Below are 20,023 nucleotides of genomic sequence, written 5' to 3' on the forward strand. Positions count from 1 at the left end.
ATCTTAGATTTGAGAAGCTAGATCTTAAATCCTAACTTAAATATTAAGAGCCACTCGTTTTGAGTGGCTTTTTTTATAGCTACTGTTTTCTAACGTTTCTTTAACCCTCAATCGCAAAGCTTTAATCCGTTTATTAGTAAATTCACATATACTAAATACTTATTATGTTTCAATACACCGCAACCTACACAGACCTCTACCAATTGAGTATGGCGCAGGTTTATTTCAATAAAAAACAAAACCAAGAAGCAACATTTGATTATTATTTTAGAACACTTCCGTTCAAAGGTGGATATGCTGTTTTTGCAGGTTTAGAAGAACTCCTTACAATTATAGAAGAATTGCGATTTTCTAAAGAGGATCTGGCATATTTGAAAACACTTGATTTTGAAGATGAATTTTTAAATTATCTAAAGGATTTTCGCTTTGGCGGAAAAATAACATCAATGTCTGAAGGAGAAATTGTATTTGGTACAGCACCTATTCTTCAGGTAGAAGCAAATCTTATCGAGGCACAAATAATAGAAACTATATTATTGAATACCCTCAACTTTCAAACTTTAATTGCTACTAAAGCCAGTAGAATTAGACAAGTTGCAGGAGATAAAACTCTACTTGATTTTGGTTTGCGACGTGCACAAGGTCCAGGTGGTTATTATGCCTCTCGCGCAGCAATAATTGGTGGGTTTGACGGCAGCAGTAATGTTATTACAGGAAGAGACTTTGACATAAAGATTAGTGGTACAATGGCACACGCTTTTGTGCAAAGTTATGATGATGAACTCACGGCATTTAGAGATTTTGCAGAAAACAGACCTTCTAATTGTGTATTATTAGTAGACACGTATGACACGCTTAAAAGTGGTGTTCCTAATGCCATTAAAGTGGCCAAAGAAATGGAAAGCCGAGGTCAAAAATTATTGGCCATACGTCTCGATAGTGGCGACCTTGCCTATTTATCCAAAAAATCAAGAGCCATGCTGGATGATGCAAATTTAACTTATGTACAGATTGCTGCTTCAAACCAGCTTGACGAATATGTTATTCAAAGTTTACAAAACCAAAAAGCTCCTATAGATATATATGGTGTAGGCACAAACCTAGTGATTGGTAAACCTGATGGAGCTCTTGACGGAGTCTATAAATTGTCTTACGCCAATGGTAAACCCCGCATAAAAATTTCAGAAAGTATATCTAAAGTAACCCTACCTTATAAAAAACAGGTTTATCGAATTAAAAATAGTGAAGGAGTTTTAATAGGTGCAGATGCGATAGCTATAGCAGATGAATATCACGTAGAGCGTATGAATCACCCTGTAGAACCTTTCAAAAATCTAACTATAAAGTCGCTTAACCAAGAGCCGATGCTAAAACCCGTGATGGAAAATGGGAAGCGTATTAATAAAATAAGAACGATACAAGAAATTGCATCTTACAGTAAAGAAAAGCTCTCTGGACTTCCGGAAGAATACAAACGTTTTGATAATCCGCATATATATAAAGTGGGTATAAGCGATAGATTAAAACAAGAACGTGATAAGCTCATCGCAGAACACAAAAGATAAATGTGACCTTTAAAATAAACCAAAGTCTAATTCATATAAAACGGAATGAAAGCACTGATAATTATTGATATGCAAAATGATTTTATGCCAGGTGGTTCACTCGCTGTCCCCGGAGGAGATCAAATAATTCCGCTTATTAATAGTTTACAAGAAAAATTTGATCTTGTTATTGCAACCCAAGATTGGCATCCAGATAATCATTCAAGTTTTGCAGAAAACCATACCGGTAAATCTGAATTTGAACAGATAAACCTAGATGGCATACAACAAGTTTTATGGCCGGTACATTGTATTCAAACAACTAGTGGCGCAGACTTTCACCCCCATTTAAATGTATCTCGAATAGAAGCTATTTTTAGAAAAGGTACAGATCCAAAAATTGATAGTTATAGTGGGTTTTATGACAATGCTCATAAAAAATCTACAGGTCTTTCTGGCTATTTAAAAGGCAAAGGAGTTACATCTCTTTATTTCTGTGGACTCGCAGCAGACTATTGTGTTTCATATTCCGCATTAGATGCTCTGACTGAAGGTTTTAAGGTTACCTTATATGAAGATGCGACGAGAGCTATAGATCACAATAAATTTGAGGAAATGAAAACGCAAATTATCGCTGGCGGCGGAAGAATTAAATATGCTGAAGAAAAATTCTAAAGTTTTCTAGCTAAGGGTTAATTTTTAATAATACTCATTTTGTATATGATTAAAAATTTTGAATATTTCACTATCAATAAACGCTTTTAATTAAAAAATACTGTATAACACTGTATTTCAGATATTTTAATAATTATATTTAAATTCTTTTGGTAACAAAGAATTATGAAATTTAAATGAAAAAAGTATTTAAATTAGTTTGCTTTTATTGACTTATATCACTGAAAGCAATTTATTGAAGTTTTGAATCTATCTAATTTTAAATGCTTTTATGATACATCCACACACTGAAATACGTTTCATTAATGAAATTATCGGTCACGGCGTTGTTGCTACAAAATTTATCCCTGCCGGCACTATAACCTGGGCTTTAGATCGTCTCGATCGAGAGTTTACACCTGGTGAATTTGATAAGTTAGATCCATTATATCAGAATATTCTAGAAACATACAGTTATAGAAATAAACTAGGTAATCTAGTGCTCTGCTGGGATAACGGAAGGTTTGTAAATCACAGTTTTAAAAGTAATTGTTTGAGCACTGCATATGATTTTGAAATAGCTATACGTGATATTCATCCTGGTGAGCAACTCACAGACGATTATGGTTATTTAAATGTAACCGAACCATTCACAGGAATAGATGAAGGTACAACCCGCAAAACCGTTTATCCCGATGATTTATTAAATTATGCATCACAATGGGATGAGCAAGTAAAAGCAGTATTTGATGATATTCTAGAAGTTGAGCAGCCATTGGGATCATTACTCTCTAAAGAAGTTTGGAATACTATAAATCTTATTAAATCAAGAAAAATAGAAATGGCCTCAATCGCTGAAAATTATTATAATCCTAGTAATCTCATAAATCATCAGCTTATTATTGATTAATGTATCCATTATAAAATCCCGATCTATTCGGGATTTTATAATGATTTAAAGAATTTTCTTATTGCTAAATAATATTTTAATTGACTTTAAAAAATCAAGTTATACCTAACTTATATAGCTACAAATAATAAAATTTTAATTAAATACTAATAATTATAGCATTCTGTAGAAAAAAAATTCAATCTGGAGTATTATATTGCCAGCCAATAATCTAAATATCAGGTATGATGATATTTAAGCATTTTAATAGTTTGAAATCACCCCAATGAAATCAAAATTTATTACAATTATCAATTATGAAACGACATCTTTTTATGAAATCTCGAAGTATCATTAATCAAACATCCCCTACTTATTGTTTATCAACAATTGGGAAAGATGGAACTGGAAAATAAAAAGAACACTACATTCATTACATTAGTAATTGCTATTATTTGGCTAATATTTGTAATATTTAGGATCGTTCGCTATTCAACATTTAGTTGGTTTGACCTACTTATGCTTGTACTATCTATCTATTACTTTAGCAAGTACTACTACCTGCGTACTCATCCCTATCTTGCATTAACAAAAACTCATTTTATTAAATATTGCATACTTAGGAACACCCGAATACCTTTAAACTCATTAAAAGGCTTTAAACATAATAATCAGGGAGATCTTATAATAGTAGGTAAAAAAGATAAAATTTGGATTTCACCAAAGTCAGTAGATTCAGAGATGTACGGGAAATTTGTAAATCATATTAAACACATAGACTTCAATTCTTCAGATTCTCAGAATTGAGATCGTGCCTAATAGTGACTAAGCGAATTCTAAATGACTAAATTGCTTCACGTAGTAATAGAATTCAAATAATCTCAAGCAAATTTCAATATGAGTATATATCCCTGGCATCTTTACTTAATGGCCGCAATGTATATCATTGCAGGTATTATGCATTTCATTAAACCAAAGGCCTATTTACGTATAATGCCTAGATACTTACCAAGTCCAAAATTATTAGTTTATCTAAGCGGGTTAGCGGAGATTATTCTAGGTGTGGGTTTATGCTTTGCAGTCACCAAAGATTATGCAATATGGTCTATCATAGTTATGTTGGCTATTTTTCTACTTGTTCACTTTTATATGCTGTCTTCTGCTAAAGCAGGCCTCAATCTACCCAATTGGGTTTTATGGGGAAGAGTTATTTTACAGTTCGGTTTGATGTATTGGGCGTATATTTATCTAGCCTTATAAAATAAATAAAGCCCTCAATTGAGGGCTTTACTATATAAAAGTTTAGATGTGTAATTTAATTTATTTCAATCTCTTTTGAGAAATAATCCTGACCTATAGTTATACCTACTAAGTAAGTTCCATTTTTTAAACCTGAGAGATTCAATGCTTGTTTTACAACAAGATTTCTATCTGTAATAGATTCAATAACCTCTCCATTTTCATCATAAACACGTGTTGTAGTCTTAACTTCTTTAGGATTTGTAAAAGAAATTAGTACGATGTCATCTTGTATTCTGTAATTAGGCTTAAAAATTGTTCTTGCCTCATCACTTACGATATCTAGACCTGTATTTTTCTTATTAATAGATGTGTATGACTTCGCATAGTCATCTTCATAAACAAGATAATATTTACCAGTAGGTAATGCCTCAAGACTTAACGTTTTATAATCGTTAGCATTTTTACCTGCAAATTCTTTGAATAATTTTTGCCCTCTAGAATCCTCTAAATAAATCTGAGCTCCCTCTATTGCATTTGTATATTCTACTTTAACAATAAAGTTTTCATTTATTGTAACTGCAATTCCATCTGCGGCATTCATGTTAAAGCTTACAGCTAGAACTAATGCCAATACCAAAGTTTTAATAGTTGTCTTCATAGTTTTGGGTTTTGTGATTTATAAAAAATTTCACATTACAAATGTATGCACATCTTAGACTCAAAAATAGAAGCAACTAAACCTATTTATGTACTATCTTACCCTTACAAATAGTTTATTTTGTTATTTTGCGAAAATTATACATATTAAGGTCAATTTAGCATTGAACTTAAGCTAACTTCTTGTTTATATTTATAATTAATCAATACTAAGAATATGATTAAGTCTGCAAAACCTGCATTCGAGAAAATAGAGCCCGGTTTTGGAAGTTCCTTTTCTTGCAGGACTTACGACGAAAATAATGAGAATAATAGTCATACTTTTTGGCATTATCATCCTGAATTAGAACTAGTTTACGTAAAGGGTGGCACAGGAAAAAGACAAGTAGGTAGTCATATTTCCTATTATCGAAACGGTGAATTAATACTTATAGGTTCTAACTTACCTCATTGTGGTTTTACAGATTCTCTAAATAATTACGAGCAGGAGACAGTAATCCAGATGCGACCAGATTTTTTAGGAGAATCTTTTTTTGATATACCTGAAATGAGAAGTATTAAAGCCCTTTTTGAACGCGCCAAAATGGGTATTGTATTTCACGGGGATGTGAAAAGACTTGTAGGTTCTAAAATCGAAGAACTTAGAAGCGCTTCTAATTATGACAGACTTACAGGACTCTTAGAAATCCTAAAACTTCTAGAGGCTGCTGAAAATTATACCGTATTAAATGCCCAGGGTTTTATTCTGGAGACAGAATTACAAGACAATAATAGAATTAATGTAATATTTAATTTTGTCAAAGAGCAATTTAAAAGACAAATTGCTCTTGAGGAAATCGCAGAATTAGTAAGTATGACCGTTCCCGCCTTTTGCCGTTATTTTAAAAAAATAACCGGCAAAACATTTACTCAGTTTGTCAATGAATATAGGCTTGTTCACGCTGCAAAATTACTTCACGAAAAACCGATTAGTATTACTGATGTTTGCTTTGAAAGTGGCTTCAATAATTTCAGCCATTTTAATAAACAATTCAAAAAGTTTACCGGCAAAACGCCTTCCACCTACAGGAATGAGCTTAAATTTATAATTTCATAAATTCAGTTTACTAACTAGCGGCTTCAACTAAAAGACACATAATTTCGAATTATTTTTTTTACAACTTTCTAATTATCAATATTTTAGTTAAATTTGCTATATATTGAAGCGATCTGTTATCTTCTAAAAGTTGTTTGACACTTCTACTTTTTTCCGTCGATATAATCACTTTATCAAGATCCAATCTAATTTCTCTATTAATTTGAATTCTTCCTATGGAATTCATATTAATTATCATAAATTAAAAGTATAAATCCCTTATACCCCTATCATACATATGCAAAAAACAAATTTTACCAATTATGACTCAATTGAATCTACAGGATATATTTCTTATACAACGTTTTACAACATCGCGATGGGATAGTCAACCCAAACAAGATTTCTATTTTGAAATTATTTTTATTGAAGATGGGAGTGGTAAAATACTATTAAATGGAAAGACACACACTTACAAAGCGAGAGATCTATTTGTTCTAAGTAAGGACGAGGTGCTCGATGTTAAGATTCACGAGACCACAACTTTCGTTATATATAAATTTACGCAGCTACTACTTTCAAGTAAAATCAGCTTTCCAGATAGACAATATTGGTTAAGAAGAAGCGAGTTTGTATTAAACCATCCTAAACGGGTTTTTAAGGATGCAATGAATAATACCGAGGATCGTGACTTAATCTGGAGAATAGTTTTCTTTATTAGAAAGGAAAATAATAATAAGGAACAATATTATTTGCACATAATTGCAAATATGGTAAGTACAGCATTAAGTGTTATAGCCCGAAATATCACAGAAGCAAATCCAGAAAGTAAAATTATTAGAGCACCAGCTAAGTCAAATCGCATCGAGGAGATCTACGCTTACATCCGTTACAATATCTATGATTCTCGACTACTTAAAATTTCGACTATAGCTAAGCATTTTAAAATTACAAGCAGTACTTTAAGTAATTATTTCAAGAAAGAAACTGGAAATTCACTTCACAACTATATCCTATTATACAAATTAGGAATAGCTAAAGACAGACTGGGAAATTCAAATTTCACAGTTTCTCAAATTGCGAACCAACTAGGCTTTACAGATGAAAGTCATCTCACACGGATCTTTAAAAAATACTGTGAAAAAACCCCTAAGCAGTACAAAGACTCCTTAACTGCAGACAAGTAACCGATTAGTTAAATAACTCATTTAAGACAGCTGCAAGACGTATTCCCCCTTTTCTAATTTGTTCTTGCACTGTTTCAAAGTTATCTGCCTGGTAACGGTAACTTAGCTTTTCTCCTACTTCTGCAGATGCATATACTTCTTTTGCTAAATCTTGACCTTCATTTACCCAATCAATTAGAGTTCCTTGGGTTATATTTTTCTGTTCTGCCTTAGTTACAGATCCAAAATTTGATGCCAACTCAGAATAAGACATTCCGTAGCTATCAATCATTTTACTATCCCAAATTGAGTGAAGATTTGTGCCGTCATTAAACCAACGCACTTGAAAATCATTGCCTCCTTTATCTGCTGCGTTACCAAGGTGAAGCGGTTGATGTAGATCTCCTATAAAATGAATAAGTAATTTTAAATAAAATGTCTTATCCTCGTTTGAAGCATCGTCAGAGAGTAAAACTTCTTTACATTTATTAATTCCTTGTATAAGATCTCCTTCCGGGTTCTTTGTATCTTCAAAATACGTTAATCCTGGTGCGATGTTTACATAATGCCAAGAGCTATATTTTCTATATTCTTCATAACTCTTAATATCATCAGCATATGTAGATACGGTTACCAGATTGTCTGATCCTAACAACTTCTTAATTTCTTTTTTAGTTTTAGACGTCAAATAGCGCTCTGCCACAGCAGCCGTTGCACGGTGACCGGTTCTTCCCCAATCATTTGCACTTAAGATATTTGTACTTAAACCAATAAAAATTAATACAATGTAAAGATGTCTCATTAGATGATTTTTTTTTGCAAATCTAAGCGATTCTCTTCGTATAAATTGAGGTACGTTTCTTCAAAATCTCAATAGAATATTATTAAGCTGATTTTTAGACACATAAAATTTGTCAGTGTCATTTTACTTAATAACATTTAAGTTTAACTTACGTTTTATAAATTAGTGATCCCCATTTTTAGTAATAACTTTACCACACACTATAAATTTATGAAGTCAAATAAATATCAATATGTTTAAAGAGATACAACGCTTTGATCAATGGTGGTTAAGATTACTATTGATTGTAATTTTATGTATCGCTATAAGTCCGTTAGTGATGGATTATGACACGCTCATTTTATCAAGATTTGAATTGGCTTCTGTGATTCTAAGTATTTTAGTAATTCTTGGTCTCTTTATAGGTTTTTGGTATATTTTCAAACTAGAAACTACCATTGATGAAACTGGTGTTACTTACCGTTTTGTCCCTTTTCATATAAAATCTCGATTTAGATCCTGGGCAGAAATAAAATCTGCAACCGTGCGTAAATACAACCCTATTAGAGAGTATGGAGGTTGGGGATATCGTATTTCATTCACAAAGCGTAAAGCACTTACTACAAAAGGAAATCGTGGTATACAGCTTGTATTTCAAGATGGAAATGAATTGTTACTAGGAACACAGCATCCTGATAAAATAATAGCAATACTAAAACAGTATAACATTCCTATAAATATAAGTTCTAAATGAAAATTTTAGTTTTTATCCTTGTTATCTTCATTGGAGAATTTGCTCAAGGTCAGGAGATAATAGAATCTGATGTACGCATAAATACATTTGTTAACGGAACCCTTTTGCAGCCCAAAAATGCACAAGACACTATTGCTATAATTATAGGTGGTTCTGGTCCTACAGATCGTAATGGGAATCAACGCACCTCTCAGAATAATAGCCTAAAAAAATTAGCTCAAGGCTTATCAAATGATGGCATTGCTACCTTTAGGTATGACAAACGTATTTTTGCACTTATACAACAAAATGCTCTTGTTGAAGAAAAAATAAGTTTTGATGATTTTGTAAATGATGCAATTGCCGTTATAGATTATTTTAATACTAGAGGTTTCTCCACGATTATACTTGTAGGTCATAGTCAAGGAGCTTTAATAGCAACATTAGCTGCGCAGAAGAGAGACGTGGATAAGCTGGTTTGCATTGCCGGTGCCGGTCAAACTATTGATAAAGTTATTGTTGATCAATTGGCTCTACAAGCTCCCGGTCTTGTAGATAATGCCACACAAGCTTTTGCAGATCTCAAGGAAAAAGGTAAATCCGAAAAATTCAATATTGGTTTAATTTCTATTTTCAGACCTTCTGTTCAACCATTTATGAAAACTTGGATGCGCTATGATCCTGCAACCGAATTATCGAAAATATCCGTTCCTATATTACTTGTTAACGGTTCTAAAGATTTACAGGTAAATGAAAAAGAAGGTGAAATTCTAAAAAATTCTAATCCTAAAGCAAAATCTATACACGTTAAGGATATGAATCACGTATTAAAAATTATAGAAGGAGATGATCTTGAAAATAGTAAGTCTTACAATGAATCCTATAGACCTGTGGCAACAGAGCTAATTGAACATTTAGTAACCTTCATAAAATCTTAATTAAGATTTTAATCAACCTCATTAGATAATTGTGAAGGGTTTGTAATTAATAGTATTTTTAGTCCACTTCATAACAAAATCAGGTAACTTCAATTTAAGCCAATTATTAAGTATTCTAGTTTTTAAAAAAGAATTTAGGCATATTTGCACCAAATCAAACCAAAAAAAATGCGAATTAAAATTACCTTATTAATTATTTGTCTCACAACACTAATAGGTTGTAATAGAGATGCCGATTTTGTACTTACCGGAAAAATTAACGGATTAAAAAAAGGTACAATTTATTTACAGCGTGTAGAGGATACAACTTTAATTAACCTTGACAGCTTAATAGTTAATGGTGATTCAGAATTCGAATTTTACGCAAAGCTAAAAGAACCACAAATTCTGTATTTGACATTAGAAAAAGTGGATGCATTTGAATACGATGATCGAATCATGTTTTTTGCAGAACCCGGTGAGATGACATTGAATACTTCTCTTAAGAATTTTGAAAGTCAAGCTGCTATAACGGGATCAGAGAATCAACTAAAGTTAGAAGAATACAACAAAATTATTCATCGATTCAATGATGAAAATCTGGATTTAATTAAAAAAAGCTTCGAAGTACGCAAACAGGAAACCGAAGATTCTATAATATATTACGATCAGAAATTGCAAAACTTGACAAAACGTAAATATCTATATACGGTAAATTTTGCTATGAATAATAAACAGCATGAGATTGCTCCTTATCTTGCCATATCTGAGATCTTTGATGCAAATGTTAAGTATTTAGATACGATTTATAATTCTTTAGAACCTAAAGTTAAAAAATCGAAATACGGTGATATTTTAAAAGACTTTATTAAAGACCGAAAAACCTCTGATAAAGAAGAAGAAACAACTCAAATTACTACAGTTCAAGAATAAAATAGTCTAAACTAAAAAAAAGCCCCAATACTAATTTTTATTGGGGCTTTTTTTATGTGATAAATGAAAATTTATAGTGAATTAACACGCTCTATAAGCGCTCTTCCTCTAGTCTCTAGTTCTGCATTTACCGCTTTAAGATGTTTGCTTCTGTTTTCAACTTTATTGTCGTTAACCTTAGCTATTAATTCATCAAAAGTTACGATTGCATCGTCGACAACAGCCTCAGATTTAGCGTGATCTTCTTTAGGATTTAAAGCCTCCCAAAGGTATACTGCGTCTATAATATCTCCTAAAACAAAGTTTATATCTTTCTTAAGATCTCTAATATTTGCCATAATTTAATTTTTTGCAAAAGTACACTAAATTTTTATTAATTAAAGATACACCTCAAGTATTTCACTAGTGGAAGACTCTAGTACAACACCAGAATTTTCGGCAGGTATTAATAAAGTCTCTCCTGCTGCCAATGTTCCTTGTTCGCCATCACCAGAAAACACTAAACTTCCTGCTACAACTATAATAATGGTAAACGATTCAGTACGATGTATAGAATAAGGTTTATTACTCAATTTAACCCAATCGGTCTTAAAATAAGTATGATGCTTTACAACTTGAGCCGTATTCAAGCTATCTCTATTGTAATCTAACATAAAATCTTCTGTAAGCTCAAAATCTAATACTTCTCTTGATTCAGCAACATGCAAATCTCTCAGATTTCCAAAGTCATCTTTACGATTATAGTCATATACCCTATAAGTAACGTCTGATGTTTGTTGAATTTCGGCTAATAAAACCCCTCCACCTATTGCATGTATACGGCCTGCGTTAATGAAGAATGCATCCCCCTCATTAACGACGTGTTCATTCATCACCTCTTCTATACTCAAATTTTCAATATGAGCGTCGTAATCCTCTTTCGTGATTTTCTCTTTAAATCCTACAGTTAGTTTAGCTCCAGGATCGGCTTGCATAATATACCACATCTCCGTTTTACCTACACCGGTAGGTGAGGTTTCATCTGTAGGATGCACCTGAATGGATAAATCACTAGCTGCATCGATAAATTTTATTAGAAGAGGAAATTGTTTACCAAATCTTTCATAAACACTTTTTCCTAAGAGACCTTCAGGATTTTTAGCTATAATTTCATTTAAAGTTGCTCCTTTTTGAGCACCGTTATTGACTGTACTTTGACCTTCTTCTAAATCTGCAATCTCCCAACTCTCCCCTAACTTTGAGGTGGTATTTTCTCCTTTATTAAACAGAGAATTTAATTTTTTTCCACCCCATATTTTTTCTTTTAGGACAGGCTGAAACGTAAAAGGATATAATTCTTGGCTCATAATTTCTTAAGTATGATTAAGGGCTTTAAGTGCTTTTATAATATGATTCTTACTTTTAATACTATTATAACGCATTATTAATTTTCCTGTTTTATCAAAAACAAATGTTTCTCTTCCCGGCAAAAGACCTAAAAGAGATGACTTAACATCAAATAATTTTCTCAATTCGCCTTGAGAATCAGAAAGCATAATAAAGGGCAGATTGTGTTTTTTAGAAAACTTAGCGTGAGAATCTGTATCGTCAGAGCTTACACCTATAACTTCTGCTCCAGCATCTTTAAAATCTTCGTACTTATCTCTAAATTCGCAAGCTTCTGCAGTACACCCCGGAGTAAAATCTTTTGGGTAGAAATATATAACAGCTGCTTTGCCTTCTAACGAACTAGAATTAAACCGCTCAGCATACTGGTTCTCAAGTTCAAAATCTGGTATTTTATCTCCTAACTGCATCATTTTTAATTTCCAGAGTAGGTCACAAAGTTACGAGCAGTTTCATATAGCGTGATTTCAATATCAAACTTAGCTTCCAATTTCTTTCTAAGTTTATCATAAATAACAACACAGATATTTTCTGCTGTTGGATTTAAGTGTTTAAACTCAGGAACATCAAGATTGAGGTTTCTATGGTCGAATGGCTCTTCTATTTCAGTTTTAATAAGATCCTTTAAAATTTTTAGATCAATAACAAAACCAGTCTCTTGATCTATTTCTCCAGTAACTGCCACAATTAAGTCGTAATTATGACCGTGGTAATTAGGAAGGCTACACTTACCGAAAACATCAAGGTTCTTATCTGCATCCCATTCCTTTCTAAAAAGGCGGTGAGCAGCATTAAAATGCGCTTTACGTTTAACTGTTACCTTCATTGTTCGATATGCGTATAAAATTTATCAAATATGATCTTAAACCATTCTGTATAAATATCGGGATTTTCTAACATATCTGTATTAATATCAGATAAAGACATCCATTTCCATTCTGATACTTCATCGGGGTTTAAATTGGGATTATCTTCATAGTTACCTAAAAGGATATGATCAAACTCATGTTCTGTAAGACCGTTATCAAATGGAGCTTTATAAATAAAAGATATGCTCTCTTCAAGATTAGTCTCAAAACCCATTTCTTCCATCAACCTGCGTTTACCCGCAGCAATATTTGATTCTCCCTGACGCTGATGACTACAACATGTATTTGTCCATAATCCCGGAGAATGGTACTTATGGCTAGCTCTACGTTGCAACATCAACTCTTTATTCTTATTAAATACAAAGACAGAAAATGCTCGATGCAATAGTGCTTTTTCGTGCGCCTCCATTTTTGGCATTAATCCGACTTCTTTATCATTTTCATCAACTAGAATGACAAGTTCTTCGCTCATAGTTCTTTTTATATGTAAATGTACAAATACCTCAAGGTGCCTACAATAGAAAAAGCCTTCTAATTAGAAGGCTTTTTCTATTGTATACTTAAAAATACAGACTAATAATCTTGTACTATAAATTCACTTCTACGGTTAAGTTGATGATCTTCTTCACTACATTTTACTCCATTACTGCATTTATTCAGCAGTTCTGTTTCACCATAACCTCTTCCAGACAAACGTTCTTTTGCAATACCGCCTTTCTCGATGATATAATTAATCGTAGATTGATTACGTCGTTCTGATAATGATAGGTTATAAGCATCAACACCACGACTATCTGTATGTGATCTTACATCAATACGCAGTTCTGGGTATTCTTTTAATACCTCAATAATCTTAGCTAACTCTACTGCCGCATCTGAACGAATATTTGATTTATCAAAATCAAAATAAATAGGATTTATCAACTTACCTAAATCAAAATCTGGCGGAATAGTAGTTATTGCCGGTTCTAGTTCAATCACAACAGTTACATCGCTCGATTCTTTAGGAACATTTATCAGCTTTTCTGCAGTACTGTAACCTTCCTTTTCTGCTCTTACAAAATAATCGGCATCACAAGACGGATTTTCGAATAGGTAACTTGCATTAGGAGATTCTGTCTCTCCCGAAACTAAAAGTTCATTATCCAAATCACGCACTCCAACTAATGATTTGTTGAGTGGTTCTCCAGTCGCTTTATCAACAACCAGAATGGTAACTCTACTTTCACAAGCTGTACGGATAAATTGATAAATATCATCATCTAATGGATCATTTGCTCTGTTTGAAGCAAAATAACCAGTTTCAGATTCTGTATTATAAATAAATGTAAAGTCGTCTGAGGTACTATTAATAGGCTCACCTAAATTAGTAATTTCATTTTTTTCAGAATCAAAACTATATACATCAAGACCACCTAAACCGCCGCGTCCATCTGTAGAGAAATATAATTTTCCATTATTATCTACAAAGGGGAATGTTTCTCTTCCTGGAGTATTTACTGATGTTCCTAAATTTTCAGGCGAACTGTAATTCCCAGATTCATCGACTGTAACTTTCCAAATATCAGACTCTCCAAAAGTACCATCTCGATCTGAGGCAAAGTATAAAACTTTTCCATCTGGAGATAATGCAGGATGTGCGGTTGAGAAAGAATCACTATTAAAAGGCAATTCTGAAGCAACTCCAAACTCTCCATTTTTATCTCTGATAGATTTATAAAGTTTTAATTTATTTGTTCTCTTAGAATCGCTTCGGTATTGATCTTTAGTAAAATTATTTCTTGTAAAATATAATGTGTTTCCATCTGCAGATAGTACAGCCGTACTTTCATGAAATTCTGTATTTACAGAACCTTTGAGCTTGGTAGCCTGTCTAACTTGTCCGTCGTTTTCTACGTTCGCAGAATAAAGATCTAAAAATGGCTGATTATTCCATTTGTGAATACGAGTACTCATTGATCCTGTATCTCTAGTAGATGCGAATAGAATTTGTTCTCCATAAAATGACGGTGCAAAATCTGAATAACCTACTGAATTTACGTTTAGTTTTTCAATCTCATACGTTCCGTTTACGTAACCGGTACGCACTTCTGCACTACTACCATTGTAATAATTAGCATCCTCAGTATTCATCATATCCTTATATCGAGATATCATTTCTACCGATTTATCATACTCTTTATTTGCTCGCAGAGCTTGAGCATATCTAAAATATTGATCAGGAGTTACTTCAGAAGGATATTTTTCTACGAGTTTATCATACCAGGTTTGGGCTTCTGAATAATCAGCATTATAATAAAATGCATCTCCCAACTTACTAAAAAGTTCTGATGACTCATAACCCGCTTCTGCAACCTTTAAAAATATCTTTTGAGAGTCTACAAACGCATATTTATTAAACTGCTTTGTTCCGCTAGCTATTTCTCGCTCCTGAGAATTCCCAGTAAAATTAAAGGTGAGTATTATAATAAGTGTATAGAGTAATTTGTGATTCATGGGATTGAAAATTTAGGGAATTAAAAGAATCGCGGCGTTAGCATTCTATTGTACTCCTTGAAAAGTTCAAATCGAATAAATAATTCGTAAGTACCGTCATTATAAGTTGCATTACCTAAGTCTGTACTCTCTCTATCGTATGCAAATCCTATAAGCATCCCATCTGAGACTTGAAAACCTACTAAAGCACTCAAGGCAGCACTCCATCTGTATGATGCCCCAAGAGTTAACTTATCATAAAATAAGAAATTTGCGTTTACATCAACGGCCAATGGAGCTCCTGCAACCATTTTTACAAGAGTTGACGGCTTAAATTTTACATCACGCCCTATATCAAACACGTAACCTGCAAGACCGTAATAATGAATGCGCTCTTCAGCCACAAAAGTTTCAGCACCGCCTGTCGTCCCACTTCGTTCAAAATGGTCTGTTTGTAATAAGTAAGGCGCAGATAAACCTCCATAAAATTTAGAGTCATGATAGAATAAACCTACACCAACATTAGGTGATACTTTATTATCAATATTCTGTATAAACGGGTCTCCTGAATTAAATGGATTTGTTCTACTAAAATCAACATCCAATAAATTTAATGTTCCTTTAATACCAAAACTCAATTTACCTTCAGCTCCTGTCTCAATGGTGTAACTAAAATCTCCACTGAAATTTGTTTCTCTTGCCGGACCTAAAGCATCATTAACAAGACTAAAACCAAGACCTACTTTGCCAAGTCCTATGGGACTATGAACAGAAAGATTTTGAGTACGAGGGGCACCATCTAAACCTACCCACTGGCTACGGTGAAGTAAGAGTATACTTGTCACCCCTCGGTTACCTGCGTATGCAGGATTTATTACTAAGGGATTATACATGTATTGTGTATACTGTGGATCTTGCTGACCGTAACTTGAGCTTGCAAAAAGCAACACTACAAGTACTAATATCTTACCAAAATTTTTCTTCATCATTATAAGCGTGTTACTATAATTACTCATTGAGTGATGCTTTTTTAGTTAATGTATAAGAATGAAGCCAACTTGCGTATCTCTCCTCCGTCTCTTTCATATGTAATTATATAATAATAAGTACCTGTTGGAAGTCGCTCTCCCCTTCTTACCGTTGCACGACCATCGGAAAAACCTCTAAAGGCATTATCTGAATTAGGATCATAACCTTTTGTACTAAAAACTTCTACTCCCCAACGGTTAAATATTTGTACCGTGTTATTCGGGAAACTTGTAATGTTTTGAATCATAAATACATCATTCAATCCATCTCCGTTAGGAGTCATTACATTATACACTATTATATCTTCAATAGGTAAAACACCATCAAGTCTTGTAAATGTAGGATCATTAGTTGGATCACCATCAATATCATCTGTATCAAAGGTACTTTCCTCTTCATCGTCCCCATTATCAGAGATATCTTCTATAACAGTACCATTTGAAAGAACACCACTACCAATTGCTTGATTCTTCACGCCTGCATTTTCTATATCAGATTGTGTGATCACATAAATAGCACTAAAAGTATCTGTATCAACAGCTCCAATTGCAAGATCTATTGGGCCGCCAGTAACCGTTACTAATGGATCATCAATTACGATATCAAATATAGCAGTCTGACCCGTATTTCTAACTGTGAAAGTATATGTGATTGTCTCACCAACTTCTGGCAACTGATCTCCATCTTCATCGTTCCAAGTTCCGAATTTGTAAACGCTTAACGCACTTAATCCCGGAGTATTAGTAATTGTAGGATCATTTGTTGGGTCACCATCACCATCCTCATCTACGGTTTCATCTCCATTATCAGAAGTATCAGTCACCTCTTCATTATATGGATCTGTTCCAGTTGCTAATGCTGAGTTCGTAACAAAACCAGTTTCAATATCAGTTTGAGTAATTTCATAACTCGCCGTTACAGTTCCTACTTCACCTGGCAATAAATTAGCCGGTGCAATACTCAATCCATTAATACTTAAGAAAGCATCATCAATTGCAATAGCATTTACAGGAGTATTCCCCGTATTTGTAACAGTAAAGGTATACGTTATTGTCTCTCCTACTTGAGCAAAAGTATCTGCATTCTCATCATTAAATAACCCAGTTTTCACTAGAGTAATCTCAGGGTTTGGTTTTTCAGAAATTAATATATAAACCGTAGCAATATCTGTAGCAACAGGAGATCCTGCGTCAAATATCGAATATGTAAATTGATCAGTTCCTGCAAAATCAGTATTTGGAGTATATTCAAAAGTCCCATCGGGATTTATAACTAAAGTCCCATTCGCAGGTCCATTTGCGGGTGACAATGCCACATCAACAGTCTGGGTTTGACCTTCTGGATCTGTATCATTATCTAATACATTTCCGCTAATACCCGAATTGATTTCAGCAAAGTATACATCATCATTTGCATTTGTAATATTTCCAGAATCAGGAACCACTTGTATTACTACAATTGCCGTATCACAAGCCTGTGGAGTACCATTATCACATATGGTATACTCAAAAGAATCCTCTCCTGTAAAGCCAGGATTTGGAGTATATGTATACGTACCATCTGGATTTACTACCGCTGTTCCATTATTTGGAGTTGTATTACCGGTTACTGTAATGGTATCTCCGTCAGGATCAAAATCATTTACAATTACATTACCATTAATACTTACACCCACTTCAGTTGTGTTTGTATCGGCATTTGCTACTGGCGGATCATTTTGAGTAGTTTCTAAAGGTACTACTTCAAGATAAACACTAGCCGTATCACAAGCCTGTGGACTTCCACCATCACATATTTGATAAGTAAATGTATCCTCTCCTACAAAGTTTGTATTTGGTGTGTAAGTATAACTTCCATCAGGATTAAATACTAACGTTCCATTTACTGGCTGAGTTACTACTGTAAATACTTCTGTTCCTGCAGGACCATCAGGGTTCTGATCGTTAGTTCCTACATTTCCACTTACCGGTTGATTAACAAACGTATCGTTAATGTCATTAACAGCTAGGATTTCATTTCCTCCGTTTGGACTTGGATCAATACTGATATAAACCGTAGCAGTAGCAGTTGCTCCTGCAGCGTCAGTAATTGTATACGTGAACTGATCTGTTCCGCTATACGTTCCATTTGGTGTATAGGTTAAACTTCCGTCTGCATCTAATACAACCGTTCCGTTTGAAGCTGCTGTATTTGAACTTACACTGAAACTATCTCCTTCCGGATCACTGTCATTAGTCAACACATTTCCTGTGATAACTGTTTCGATAAATCCAAAGTACGCATCATCATTAGCTACTGTAGTATTTCCAGCATCACCTATTACTTCTATAGTAACTGTTGCTGTACTACATAATGATGGAATACCACTATCACAGATCGTATAATCAAATGTATCTTCACCCGTAAAGCCTGGATTTGGAGTATATGTAAAGCTTCCGTCAGGATTAACTACTACAGTTCCATTGTTTGGTGTTGTATTACCAGTTACTGTAATGGTATCTCCGTCAGGATCAAAATCATTTACAATTACATTACCAGAGACAGGTATTCCTGCTTCTGTAATTGAGGTGTCATCGTTAGCTACCGGTGCAGCATTATCTGGACCTCCTTCCGGAAGTACCTGAATAGTTACACTAGCCGTATCACAAGCCTGTGGACTTCCACCATCACATATTTGATATGTGAAGGTATCCTCCCCTATAAAGTCTGTATTTGGTGTGTAAGTATAACTTCCATCAGGATTAAATACTAACGTTCCATTTACTGGCTGAGTTACTACTGTAAATACCTCTGTACCTGCAGGACCATCAGGGTTCTGATCGTTAGTTCCTACATTTCCACTTACCGGTTGATTAACAAACGTATCGTTAATGTCATTAACAGCTAGAATTGTATTTCCTCCGTTTGGACTTGGATCAATACTGATATAAACCGTAGCAGTAGCAGTTGCTCCTGCAGCGTCAGTAATTGTATACGTGAACTGATCTGTTCCACTATACGTTCCATTTGGTGTATAGGTTAAACTTCCGTCTGCATCTAATACAACCGTTCCGTTTGAAGCTGCTGTATTTGAACTTACACTGAAACTATCTCCTTCCGGATCACTGTCATTAGTCAACACATTTCCTGTGATAACTGTTTCGATAAATCCAAAGTACGCATCATCATTAGCTACTGTAGTATTTCCAGCATCACCTATTACTTCTATAGTAACTGTTGCTGTACTACATAATGATGGAGTACCACTATCACAGATCGTATAATCAAATGTATCTTCACCCGTAAAGCCTGGATTTGGAGTATATGTAAAGCTTCCGTCAGGATTAACTACTACAGTTCCATTGTTTGGTGTTGTATTACCAGTTACTGTAATTATATCTCCGTCAGGATCAAAATCATTTACAATTACATTACCAGAGACAGGTATTCCTGCTTCTGTAATTGAGGTGTCATCGTTAGCTACCGGTGCAGCATTATCTGGACCTCCTTCCGGAAGTACCTGAATAGTTACACTAGCCGTATCACAAGCCTGTGGACTTCCACCATCACATATTTGATATGTAAATGTATCCTCTCCTACAAAGTCTGTATTTGGTGTGTAAGTATAACTTCCATCAGGATTAAATACTAACGTTCCATTTACTGGCTGAGTTACTACTGTAAATACCTCTGT

19 protein-coding genes are annotated in these 20,023 nt (G+C 33.9%); 9 read left to right on the plus strand and 10 right to left on the minus strand.

Annotation, left to right across the window (positions count from 1 at the left end):
* Positions 1 to 164 precede the first annotated feature (164 nt).
* From DSM00_RS14965 to DSM00_RS14980, 4 genes are all read left to right on the plus strand, one after another.
* The gene (locus DSM00_RS14965) at positions 165 to 1,565 is read left to right on the plus strand and encodes a nicotinate phosphoribosyltransferase (protein ID WP_128758789.1); all 1,401 of its coding nucleotides are present in this window, start codon (positions 165 to 167) and stop codon (positions 1,563 to 1,565) included.
* 45 nt (positions 1,566 to 1,610) lie between these two features.
* Entirely contained in the window at positions 1,611 to 2,219 is a 609-nt protein-coding gene (pncA, locus tag DSM00_RS14970; RefSeq protein ID WP_128758790.1) for a bifunctional nicotinamidase/pyrazinamidase, read from the plus strand.
* Between the two features lie 271 nt (positions 2,220 to 2,490).
* On the plus strand, positions 2,491 to 3,108 hold the full coding sequence (locus DSM00_RS14975) for an SET domain-containing protein (protein ID WP_128758791.1): 618 nt from the start codon (positions 2,491 to 2,493) through the stop codon (positions 3,106 to 3,108).
* 876 nt (positions 3,109 to 3,984) lie between these two features.
* Positions 3,985 to 4,347 (plus strand): DoxX family protein, encoded by a 363-nt coding sequence (locus tag DSM00_RS14980; RefSeq protein ID WP_128758792.1) that lies wholly within the window; start codon positions 3,985 to 3,987, stop codon positions 4,345 to 4,347.
* A 55-nt stretch (positions 4,348 to 4,402) separates the two neighbouring features.
* Here the strand turns inward: DSM00_RS14980 and DSM00_RS14985 are convergent, their stop codons facing one another.
* Positions 4,403 to 4,987 carry a T9SS type A sorting domain-containing protein gene (locus DSM00_RS14985; protein ID WP_128758793.1) on the minus strand — a complete coding sequence of 195 codons (585 nt, stop codon included), beginning with the start codon at positions 4,985 to 4,987 and terminating at the stop codon, positions 4,403 to 4,405.
* Positions 4,988 to 5,203: 216 nt separating this feature from the next.
* Here DSM00_RS14985 and DSM00_RS14990 point away from each other — a divergent pair, with 216 nt between their 5' ends.
* Both DSM00_RS14990 and DSM00_RS14995 read left to right on the plus strand, forming a co-directional pair.
* The gene (locus tag DSM00_RS14990; protein WP_128758794.1) at positions 5,204 to 6,082 is read left to right on the plus strand and encodes an AraC family transcriptional regulator; all 879 of its coding nucleotides are present in this window, start codon (positions 5,204 to 5,206) and stop codon (positions 6,080 to 6,082) included.
* 302 nt (positions 6,083 to 6,384) lie between these two features.
* A complete protein-coding gene (locus DSM00_RS14995) occupies positions 6,385 to 7,248 on the plus strand; it encodes an AraC family transcriptional regulator (RefSeq protein ID WP_128758795.1) in 864 nt (287 codons plus the stop codon).
* Positions 7,249 to 7,252: 4 nt separating this feature from the next.
* On the opposite strand, the gene DSM00_RS15000 is transcribed toward DSM00_RS14995, so the two are convergent.
* On the minus strand, positions 7,253 to 8,029 hold the full coding sequence (locus DSM00_RS15000; protein WP_128758796.1) for a S1/P1 nuclease: 777 nt from the start codon (positions 8,027 to 8,029) through the stop codon (positions 7,253 to 7,255).
* A 232-nt stretch (positions 8,030 to 8,261) separates the two neighbouring features.
* Between DSM00_RS15000 and DSM00_RS15005 the strand changes: the two genes are divergently transcribed.
* From DSM00_RS15005 to DSM00_RS15015, 3 genes are all read left to right on the plus strand, one after another.
* On the plus strand, positions 8,262 to 8,762 hold the full coding sequence (locus DSM00_RS15005; RefSeq protein ID WP_128758797.1) for a hypothetical protein: 501 nt from the start codon (positions 8,262 to 8,264) through the stop codon (positions 8,760 to 8,762).
* Positions 8,759 to 9,679 (plus strand): alpha/beta hydrolase, encoded by a 921-nt coding sequence (locus tag DSM00_RS15010; protein WP_128758798.1) that lies wholly within the window; start codon positions 8,759 to 8,761, stop codon positions 9,677 to 9,679. Before DSM00_RS15005 ends, DSM00_RS15010 begins: the two co-directional genes overlap by 4 nt.
* Before the next feature lie 168 nt (positions 9,680 to 9,847).
* Positions 9,848 to 10,591: a DUF4369 domain-containing protein gene (locus tag DSM00_RS15015; protein ID WP_128758799.1), complete on the plus strand. Its 744-nt coding sequence runs from the start codon at positions 9,848 to 9,850 to the stop codon at positions 10,589 to 10,591.
* 71 nt (positions 10,592 to 10,662) lie between these two features.
* Here the strand turns inward: DSM00_RS15015 and DSM00_RS15020 are convergent, their stop codons facing one another.
* The 8 genes from DSM00_RS15020 to DSM00_RS15055 form a co-directional block, all read right to left on the minus strand.
* A complete protein-coding gene (locus tag DSM00_RS15020; RefSeq protein ID WP_128758800.1) occupies positions 10,663 to 10,929 on the minus strand; it encodes a hypothetical protein in 267 nt (88 codons plus the stop codon).
* A 39-nt stretch (positions 10,930 to 10,968) separates the two neighbouring features.
* Positions 10,969 to 11,937, minus strand: a complete 969-nt coding sequence (locus tag DSM00_RS15025; protein WP_128758801.1) for a type I phosphomannose isomerase catalytic subunit — start codon at positions 11,935 to 11,937, stop codon at positions 10,969 to 10,971.
* A gap of 6 nt (positions 11,938 to 11,943) precedes the next feature.
* Positions 11,944 to 12,387: a peroxiredoxin gene (locus tag DSM00_RS15030; protein WP_128758808.1), complete on the minus strand. Its 444-nt coding sequence runs from the start codon at positions 12,385 to 12,387 to the stop codon at positions 11,944 to 11,946.
* 5 nt (positions 12,388 to 12,392) lie between these two features.
* The gene (locus tag DSM00_RS15035; protein WP_128758802.1) at positions 12,393 to 12,803 is read right to left on the minus strand and encodes a 6-pyruvoyl trahydropterin synthase family protein; all 411 of its coding nucleotides are present in this window, start codon (positions 12,801 to 12,803) and stop codon (positions 12,393 to 12,395) included.
* Complete coding sequence (idi, locus tag DSM00_RS15040; protein WP_128758803.1) at positions 12,800 to 13,318, minus strand: isopentenyl-diphosphate Delta-isomerase; 519 nt, start codon at positions 13,316 to 13,318, stop codon at positions 12,800 to 12,802. The genes DSM00_RS15035 and idi overlap by 4 nt, the downstream gene beginning before the upstream one ends.
* Before the next feature lie 101 nt (positions 13,319 to 13,419).
* On the minus strand, positions 13,420 to 15,342 hold the full coding sequence (locus DSM00_RS15045; protein WP_128758804.1) for an OmpA family protein: 1,923 nt from the start codon (positions 15,340 to 15,342) through the stop codon (positions 13,420 to 13,422).
* 20 nt (positions 15,343 to 15,362) lie between these two features.
* A complete protein-coding gene (locus tag DSM00_RS15050) occupies positions 15,363 to 16,310 on the minus strand; it encodes a PorP/SprF family type IX secretion system membrane protein (RefSeq protein ID WP_128758809.1) in 948 nt (315 codons plus the stop codon).
* Positions 16,311 to 16,351: 41 nt separating this feature from the next.
* Positions 16,352 to 20,023, minus strand: a 3,672-nt coding sequence (locus DSM00_RS15055; protein ID WP_128758805.1) for an Ig-like domain-containing protein, incomplete at its 5' end; no start/stop codon positions are given.

The sequence above is a fragment of the Leeuwenhoekiella aequorea genome (genome assembly GCF_004104375.1).
Lineage (GTDB): Bacteria > Bacteroidota > Bacteroidia > Flavobacteriales > Flavobacteriaceae > Leeuwenhoekiella > Leeuwenhoekiella aequorea.

What these genes read in the sequence shown, in the direction of transcription:
- DSM00_RS14995 (WP_128758795.1), top strand. Translation starts at nt 6,385, where the DNA reads ATGACTCAATTGAATCTACAGGATATATTTCTTATACAACGTTTTACA.
- idi (WP_128758803.1), bottom strand. Translation starts at nt 13,318, where the DNA reads ATGAGCGAAGAACTTGTCATTCTAGTTGATGAAAATGATAAAGAAGTC.
- DSM00_RS15005 (WP_128758797.1), top strand. Translation starts at nt 8,262, where the DNA reads ATGTTTAAAGAGATACAACGCTTTGATCAATGGTGGTTAAGATTACTA.
- DSM00_RS15015 (WP_128758799.1), top strand. Translation starts at nt 9,848, where the DNA reads ATGCGAATTAAAATTACCTTATTAATTATTTGTCTCACAACACTAATA.
- DSM00_RS15020 (WP_128758800.1), bottom strand. Translation starts at nt 10,929, where the DNA reads ATGGCAAATATTAGAGATCTTAAGAAAGATATAAACTTTGTTTTAGGA.
- DSM00_RS15035 (WP_128758802.1), bottom strand. Translation starts at nt 12,803, where the DNA reads ATGAAGGTAACAGTTAAACGTAAAGCGCATTTTAATGCTGCTCACCGC.
- DSM00_RS15045 (WP_128758804.1), bottom strand. Translation starts at nt 15,342, where the DNA reads ATGAATCACAAATTACTCTATACACTTATTATAATACTCACCTTTAAT.
- DSM00_RS14975 (WP_128758791.1), top strand. Translation starts at nt 2,491, where the DNA reads ATGATACATCCACACACTGAAATACGTTTCATTAATGAAATTATCGGT.
- pncA (WP_128758790.1), top strand. Translation starts at nt 1,611, where the DNA reads ATGAAAGCACTGATAATTATTGATATGCAAAATGATTTTATGCCAGGT.
- DSM00_RS14965 (WP_128758789.1), top strand. Translation starts at nt 165, where the DNA reads ATGTTTCAATACACCGCAACCTACACAGACCTCTACCAATTGAGTATG.
- DSM00_RS15030 (WP_128758808.1), bottom strand. Translation starts at nt 12,387, where the DNA reads ATGCAGTTAGGAGATAAAATACCAGATTTTGAACTTGAGAACCAGTAT.
- DSM00_RS14985 (WP_128758793.1), bottom strand. Translation starts at nt 4,987, where the DNA reads ATGAAGACAACTATTAAAACTTTGGTATTGGCATTAGTTCTAGCTGTA.
- DSM00_RS15050 (WP_128758809.1), bottom strand. Translation starts at nt 16,310, where the DNA reads ATGATGAAGAAAAATTTTGGTAAGATATTAGTACTTGTAGTGTTGCTT.
- DSM00_RS14980 (WP_128758792.1), top strand. Translation starts at nt 3,985, where the DNA reads ATGAGTATATATCCCTGGCATCTTTACTTAATGGCCGCAATGTATATC.
- DSM00_RS14990 (WP_128758794.1), top strand. Translation starts at nt 5,204, where the DNA reads ATGATTAAGTCTGCAAAACCTGCATTCGAGAAAATAGAGCCCGGTTTT.
- DSM00_RS15000 (WP_128758796.1), bottom strand. Translation starts at nt 8,029, where the DNA reads ATGAGACATCTTTACATTGTATTAATTTTTATTGGTTTAAGTACAAAT.
- DSM00_RS15025 (WP_128758801.1), bottom strand. Translation starts at nt 11,937, where the DNA reads ATGAGCCAAGAATTATATCCTTTTACGTTTCAGCCTGTCCTAAAAGAA.
- DSM00_RS15010 (WP_128758798.1), top strand. Translation starts at nt 8,759, where the DNA reads ATGAAAATTTTAGTTTTTATCCTTGTTATCTTCATTGGAGAATTTGCT.